We start from the raw sequence: 7,059 nt of genomic DNA on the forward strand, positions 1-7,059 counted from the left end.
GGTCCGCTCCGCCCAGGCGGGGATGAGCCCCGGAGAGGGGAGCCAGGTGCCGGAGAGCGCAGCAGAGGTGACCGCGGCCGGGATCGCCCGGCTGGCCGGAGTGGGACGCGCGGCGGTCAGTAACTGGCGCAGGCGCCACCCCGATTTCCCTCAGCCCATAGGGGGCAGCGAGTCCAGCCCCACGTTCGCTCTCGGGGATGTCGAGCAGTGGCTGCGCCACCAGGGCAAGCTCGCCGAGGTCCCGCTGCGCGAGCGGGTCTGGCAGCAGGTCGCGGGCCACCCCGCCGGCGCCGCGACCGCCCTGCGCTACGCCGGCTCCGTCCTCCTCCTCGTCCGCGACCGGCCCGCCGCCTGGCTGGAGCTGGCCGCGCTCGGCGATCTCCGCCTCACCGAAGAGCTGCCCACGGCCCTGGAGTCCGCGCTCGCCGCCCGCCTCGGGCCGCACCACCCCGTCGGCATCCCCACCGCCGCCGAGCTGGCCGTCTCCTCCGCCCTGCTGCGCGGCGCCGCCGAGCTGGCCTCCGCGCGCGGCGCCGCCCACGTCTACGCCTTCCTCCTGGACCGCCACCTCGACGCCAACCCCCGGCAGTACACGCTCACCCCGCCCGGCCCGGCGGAGCTGATGGCCGCCCTGGGCGAGGGCGGCCCCGCCGAGCGGCACCGGCCGCGCACCGTCCTCGACCCCGCCTGCGGCACCGGCGGCCTGCTCCACGCGGTCGCACCCGGCACGGCCGCCCCCGCGCCCACCCTCCTCGGGCAGGAGAGCGATCCCGACCTCGCGGCCCTCACCGCCCTGCGCCTCGCCCTGCACAGCGACGCCCGGGTCCGGGTCCACGCGGCGGACAGCCTCCGCGCCGACGCCTTCCCGGACGCCGGGGCCGACACGGTCCTGTGCCACCCCCCGTTCAACGAGCGCAACTGGGGTCACGAGGAGCTCGCCTACGACCCGCGCTGGGAGTACGGCTTCCCCGCCCGCACCGAGTCGGAGCTCGCCTGGGTGCAGCACGCCCTGGCCCGGCTGCGCGACGGCGGCACCGCCGTCCTGCTCATGCCGCCCGCAGCGGCTTCCCGCCGCTCCGGCCGCCGCATCCGCGCCGACCTCCTGCGCCGCGGCGCCCTGCGCGCGGTCATCGCCCTGCCCACGGGCGCCGCCCCGCCCTACAACATCCCGCTGCACGTGTGGGTGCTGCGCCGGCCCGGCGCCCAGTCCTCGCCCACCCCGCACGTCCTGCTCGCCGAGACAGCCGACCTGGCCCCCGCCGGGCGGGACAAGCTGCCCTGGCAGACCGTCCGCACCGAGGTCCTCGGCGCCTGGGAGGAGTTCGAGCGGCACGGCACCGTCGAGGAGAAGCCGGGCCGCTGCCGCTCGCTCCCCGTCATCGACCTCCTCGACGACGACGTCGACCTCGCCCCCGCCCGCCACCTGCCGCCGCCCGCCGCCGGCAGCGGCGCGGCCGGGCTCGCCGAGGTCCACGACCGGCTCCGCGCCGCCCTGCGGCGGACGAACGAGCTCGCTCCCGCCCCGCCCGCGGAGCCCGGGGATCCGGCCCGCTGGCCCACCACCACCGTCGGCGAGCTCGCCCGCGCCGGAGCCCTCGTGCTGCGCGCCGGCGGCCCGGGCGCCACGCCCGATCCCGCCGCTCCCGCCCCGCCGGTCCTGACCGACTACGACGTCAAGGCCGGCAGCGGCCCCACCGGCGCGCTGCCGGAGGGCCCGGCCGAGGAGCCCGTCCTGGTGGAGGCCGGCGATGTCGTCGTCCCCGTCGTCGGCGACGTCACCGTGGCCCGCGTCATCGACGAGGAGACGGCGGGAGCCGCCCTGGGCCGGGGCCTGTTCCTACTGCGCCCCGACCCCGCCGCCCTCGACCCCTGGTTCCTCGCCGGCTTCCTGCGCGGCAGCGCCAACCAGCGCCAGGCCAGCAGCTACGCCTCGACCGCCACCCGGCTCGACGTCCGCCGCCTCCAGGTGCCCCGGCTGCCCCCGGCCGACCAGCGGCGCTACGGCGGCCGCTTCCGCGAGCTGGCCGCGTTCGAAGAGGCGCTGAGGAGCGCGGAGCGGCTGGGGGAGCGGCTGGTGCAGGGGCTGTTCGACGGGCTGACGGATGGGAGCGTCCGTCCGGAATAAGGGCTTCCGCGCTTTCCGCGTGACTTGAGTGACCTGTCACACCGTCTGATGTGCGCAACCAAGGGGGAGTTGTGTTGGTCGGTATATAGGCTCAGGGCACATACGCGCACTCCAGGAGCGAGGAATGAACGGCCCCGAACCGCACCGGCCCCCACCCGGCAGAGCACAGATCATCGCCGTGCGGGTGGTCGTGGTGGCGATCACCCTGTGCACGATCCTCCTGTGCTCCTGGGTGCCGGTCCTGCGCGTGGCCATCATGCGCAGGAGGGGCCGCGACTGGGCCTTGTTCTGGTGCGTCCTCGTGCTGTCGATCGTCATCCTGGTCTGCATCCAGGGCTCCTGGACCGCCACCACGGCGAACAAGATGGGCACCTTCGGCCTGCTCACCACCGGCATCGGCTCCATCTGGTACTACCTCAGGTGCGACTCCCGGTACTACCGGGAGCTGGAGACGCGTTACGCCGTCGACCTGGCCCTCGCCGAGGAGCGGCAGGCCGCCTCCCACCGGGAAGCCGTCGCCCGCAACGAGGCCGCGCTCGCCGAGGCCATCAAGGCATCCCCCGTCTTCGCCCCCGAGCTCGCCCCGGCTCCGTCTGCTCCTCCGGTGCCCGCGCCCCCGGCCCCCCGGGCGGACGACCCCTTCGCCGACACCCGCTCCTACCTGCGCATGCCGCAGGCGCACCCCGGTCCGCAGGCCCGGCCGGCCGCCGCTCCGTTCCAGGCGCCGCCCCCGCCGCCCTCGCCGCCCTCCCCTCCGCCGCCGCAGCGCATCGGCCGCCACCGCCGCCCCGAAGGGCCTCCCCGCTCCCCCCAGCGCATCGACGAAGTCCGTGCCGAGCTCGACGAGCTCAGTGATCTGCTCCGCAAGGAGCCCAAGGGCGGCGCCCGGGGCCGCCGTGAGGAGCAGGAGTGGTGAACGGTCGCATCATCGCCGGGCGCTACGAGCTCGCCACCGTCATCGGCCAGGGCGGCATGGGGCAGGTCTGGACCGCCTACGACCGCCGCCTGGACCGGCGCGTGGCCGTGAAGCTGCTGCGCCCCGACCGGATGACCGGCACCGACGGCGCCGCCGACGAGATGCGCCGCCGCTTCGTGCGCGAGTGCCGGGTCACCGCGCAGGTCGACCACCGCGGCCTGGTCACCGTCCACGACGCCGGCAGCGACGGCGACGACCTCTACCTCGTCATGCAGTACGTGGAGGGCGCCGACCTCGCCGACCACCTCGCCGAGCACGAGCCCTACCCCTGGCCCTGGGCCGTCTCGGTCGCCGCGCAGCTGTGCTCGGTGCTCGCCGCGGTGCACGCCGTGCCGATCGTCCACCGCGACCTCAAGCCGCGGAACGTCATGGTCCGCCCCGACGGCTCCGTCATCGTCCTGGACCTCGGCGTCGCCTCCGTCATGGACGCCGACACCACCCGCCTCACCCGCACCGGCTCGCCCATCGGCAGCCCCGCCTACATGGCGCCGGAGCAGGCCATGGGCGGCGCGGTCGGCCCGTACACCGACCTCTACGCCCTGGGCGTGCTGCTGCACGAACTGCTCAGCGGCAATGTCCCCTTCGCCGGGTCCACGGCGCTCGGCGTGCTGCACCGGCATCTGTACGAGCCGCCCGTCCCGCTGCGGCAGCTGCGCCCGGAAGTGCCCCCGCCGCTCGAAGAGCTCGTCCTGCGCCTGCTCGCCAAGGACCCCGGGCACCGGCTCGCGGACGCCCAGGAGGCGTACGAGGCGCTTGCACCCCTCCTGCCCGCGCCCGGCTCCGCCCGCTCCCTGGGCCCCATGAACCCCACGCGCCCCTTCCTGCTGCCGCACGCCCCCTGGCCCGAGCGGTCCGCGACCGTCCCCGGTGCCCGGCAGGCCGAGGCCTTCGCCCCCGCGCCGCCCGCGCCCAGCGGCCCCGATGTCGCCGAGGCCGTGGAAGAGGTCAAGCGCCTGCTCGACCAGGGCGGCATCACCCAGGCCGTGGACCTCCTGGGCTCGATCCTGCCCGCCGCCGCGGCCGAGCACGGCGAGCACTCCACCGTCGTGCGCACGCTGCGCAAGCAGTACGCGGCCACGCTCATGGACGACGGCCAGTACCGGCGCGCGCTGCCCGAGCTGCGCCGGCTCGCCGAGGACTACGCCGCCGAGAGCAGCCCGCGCGCGGCCCGGCAGGTGCTGCGCTGCCGGTACGACGCCGCGCAGTGCCTGGAACAGCTCGGCGAAGCCGTGGCGGCGCTCGGTGAGTACCGCGCGCTCCTGCCGCACTTCGAGAGCCATCCCGACGACCCGGTCACCCCGCTCGACATCCGCCGCCGCATCGGCCACCTGCTGCTCTCCCTGGGTGACCGCCAGGCCGCCCACGACACGCTCGTCGCCCTCCTGCACGACGCCGAGCGGCTGCACGGCCCCCACCACCCGCTCCCGGCGGAGATCCGTCACACGCTGCAGTGGCTCGGGCAGGTCAGGGCCTGAGCTTCGAGGGCGCCGCCCGCACATCCCGGCGCCGCGCGAATCGTTGGTCGAATCGGTGGCCCGGGCCACCCGGACTCCCTACCATCGATCAACGCAGGTCGATCACCGTCGCACGACCGCCGCCGGGAGGCTTCATGATCCGCCGAAGGACCGCGCTCTCCGTCACCGCCGCCGCGCTGCTCGCAGCGGCCCCGCTCCTGACCGCCTGCGGGCAGACGGCCCATCCGGGCGCCGCGGCCGTCGTGGGCGACGACCGGATCACCGTCTCGCAGCTGCAGCGGCAGGTGGAGGAGGTGCGCGAGGCGCAGCGCTCGTCCCCCCAGGGCGAGCAGCTGACGGCGAACAGCGCCCGGCTCGGCCAGGACACGCTGGTCCGCCTCATCCAGTACCGGATCGTGGAGAAGGCCGGCAAGGACAACGGCGTCGGCGTCACCCGCCGGGAGCTGCAGCGCCAGCGCGCCGACGTCGAGGCCGCCAACGGCGGCGCCGCGACGGTGCGGGGCCGGTTCCTCGCCCTCGGCATCGCCCCCGACCAGATCGACCAGGCCCTCTCCGTGGACCTCGTCCGCGCCAAGCTGGACGGCAAGTTCGGCGCCGCCCGCACCAACGAGATCCTCATGCGCACCTCCGACTCCCTCCACGTCGACGTCAATCCGCGCTACGGGGTGTGGGACGGCAAGCGCGGCACCGCCAAGACCGCGCTGGAGCCGTGGCTGCGGTCCGCAGCCGAGGCGGGGGCCGCGCGCCCGGCGTGAGCCCCGCCCGGCCCGGTCCCCTAGGCTCGAGTGCGTGAACGACTCCGCACCTGGCCGCATCGTCCTGCTCACCACCAGCCACCGGGTCGCCCCGGGGCTGCTGTCCTGGCCCGCCTGGCAGGCGCTCCGCGCCGCCGACCGGGTCCTGTGCGCCGACGCCGGCCACCCGCAGCTGCCGTATCTGCGGGAGGCCGGCGTCGAGGTCGAGCACGGCTCGGCCACGGCGCGCGAGCTGGTCGACTTCTGCTCGACCGGGCGGCGCAGCGTCGTCGTCCTCACCTCCGCCGACGGCGAGTCCGCCCTCACCGACGGGCTGGCCCGGCTCGCCGGCTCCGGCCGGGAGACGATGCCCGCGCTGGAGCTGCTGCCCGGCTCGTACGACCTCCCCGGCGCGCGGCTGCTGGATCTGGTGCAGGTCATGGACCGGATCCGGGTGGCCTGCCCGTGGAGCGGCATCCGCACCCACGAGGACCTCGCGAAGTACGCGCTGGAGGAGACGTACGAGCTGCTGGAGGCCATCGAGACCGGTGACCGTGAGGCACTGCGCGAGGAGCTGGGCGACGTGCTGCTGCAGGTCGTCTTCCACGCCCGGATCGCGCAGGAGGACCCGGACGAGCCGTTCTCCGTCGACGACGTCGCCGCCGTCATCGTCGACAAGCTCATCCACCGGCACCCGCACGTCTTCGGCGAGGAGTCGGCGCTGACGCCGGAGGACGTGCGGGAGCACTGGCTGCGCACGAAGGGGGAGGAGAAGGGCCGCGAGTCGGTCACCGAGGGCGTGCCGCTCGGCCAGCCCGCGCTCGCCCTCTCCGCGAAGCTGGCCTCGCGGGTGCGCTCGCAGGGCCTCGACGTCCCCCCGCCCGCCGGCGACGGCATCGGCTACGAGCTGCTGGCGCTGGCCGTACGGGCGGAGGCGGCGGGCACGGACCCGGAGACGGCGCTGCGGGCGGCGGCCCGCACGTACCGCGACGCGATCCGCGCGGCGGAGGGCGTGCAGTAGGCACGCCCTGAACGGGCAGGAACAGAGGGGACAGGGGGACCGTCCGGAGCCCCCGGGAACCCGTTCGGCCTATTTACCGACTTGTCCCGGCGGTCGGCGGGTACCCGCATGGCATGCGCATTCAGTCCGTACACCTCGCCGACCTCGCCGCCCCGCACTGGGCCGGCGGGATCGTCCAGTTCATCGTCGGCCTCATCGTGGTCGCCCTGCTCATCGGCGCCTTCGTGATGGGCTACCGGAAGCGCCGCGAGGAGCCTCCGCCGCCGTCGCAGCCGCAGCGCCGGCAGGGCTCCTGGCAGACCCGCCAGGAGCACGACACGGGGCCGAGCTCACCCGACCACGGGCCCGGTCACAACGACGACGAGGAGAACAAGGTCGAGTACGTCACCGAGCACCGCGAGGCGGACGAGCTGCACCCCGAGGCGAACGGGGAGCGGGTGCTGCCGCACGAAGTGCGCAACCCCGGCAGCCATCCCGAGGAGCTCACCGAGGAGCGCAAGAAGTGGAACCCGGGTGGCAGCGGCGGCTTCGGCAGCGGCGGCCCCGGCCACCACTGACCCCGGCCCCGGCCACCGCTGAGCCCGGCCCCGGCGGCCCTTGGTCAGCACCGGCCGCCGCCACTGAGCCGCCCCGCCGCGCCCCTAGTAGCGTCAAGGGGTGCACGACAAGAACGCCTCGCGGTGCTCGGTGACGTACTCGACCTTGTTCTCCTCGTCGTCGTTGTGACC

At 75.3% G+C, this 7,059-nt stretch carries 6 protein-coding genes; all 6 read left to right on the plus strand.

Annotated elements, in window-relative coordinates; translation table 11 throughout:
- The first annotated feature begins 46 nt into the window (after positions 1–46).
- The 6 genes from ACSNOG_RS20070 to ACSNOG_RS20095 all read left to right on the plus strand — a co-directional run bounded on the left by ACSNOG_RS20070 (position 47) and on the right by ACSNOG_RS20095 (position 6,888).
- Positions 47–2,125, plus strand: coding sequence for an N-6 DNA methylase (locus ACSNOG_RS20070; RefSeq protein ID WP_436754051.1), 2,079 nt, complete (start codon positions 47–49; stop codon positions 2,123–2,125).
- A gap of 124 nt (positions 2,126–2,249) precedes the next feature.
- Positions 2,250–3,041 (plus strand): hypothetical protein, encoded by a 792-nt coding sequence (locus ACSNOG_RS20075; protein WP_436754052.1) that lies wholly within the window; start codon positions 2,250–2,252, stop codon positions 3,039–3,041.
- Complete coding sequence (locus ACSNOG_RS20080) at positions 3,038–4,576, plus strand: protein kinase domain-containing protein (RefSeq protein ID WP_436754053.1); 1,539 nt, start codon at positions 3,038–3,040, stop codon at positions 4,574–4,576. The genes ACSNOG_RS20075 and ACSNOG_RS20080 overlap by 4 nt, the downstream gene beginning before the upstream one ends.
- Positions 4,577–4,710: 134 nt before the next feature.
- Positions 4,711–5,331, plus strand: coding sequence for a SurA N-terminal domain-containing protein (locus ACSNOG_RS20085; RefSeq protein ID WP_436754054.1), 621 nt, complete (start codon positions 4,711–4,713; stop codon positions 5,329–5,331).
- A 34-nt stretch (positions 5,332–5,365) separates the two neighbouring features.
- Entirely contained in the window at positions 5,366–6,331 is a 966-nt protein-coding gene (locus tag ACSNOG_RS20090) for a nucleoside triphosphate pyrophosphohydrolase (protein WP_436754055.1), read from the plus strand.
- 113 nt (positions 6,332–6,444) lie between these two features.
- On the plus strand, positions 6,445–6,888 hold the full coding sequence (locus ACSNOG_RS20095; protein WP_436754056.1) for a DUF6479 family protein: 444 nt from the start codon (positions 6,445–6,447) through the stop codon (positions 6,886–6,888).
- The last annotated feature ends 171 nt before the right edge of the window (positions 6,889–7,059 follow it).

The organism is Streptomyces sp. URMC 124 (assembly GCF_051386455.1).
Classification (GTDB): domain Bacteria; phylum Actinomycetota; class Actinomycetes; order Streptomycetales; family Streptomycetaceae; genus Streptomyces.

Coding starts and splice junctions, on each gene's coding strand:
- ACSNOG_RS20075 (WP_436754052.1), top strand. CDS start 2,250: ATGAACGGCCCCGAACCGCACCGGCCCCCACCCGGCAGAGCACAGATC.
- ACSNOG_RS20085 (WP_436754054.1), top strand. CDS start 4,711: ATGATCCGCCGAAGGACCGCGCTCTCCGTCACCGCCGCCGCGCTGCTC.
- ACSNOG_RS20095 (WP_436754056.1), top strand. CDS start 6,445: ATGCGCATTCAGTCCGTACACCTCGCCGACCTCGCCGCCCCGCACTGG.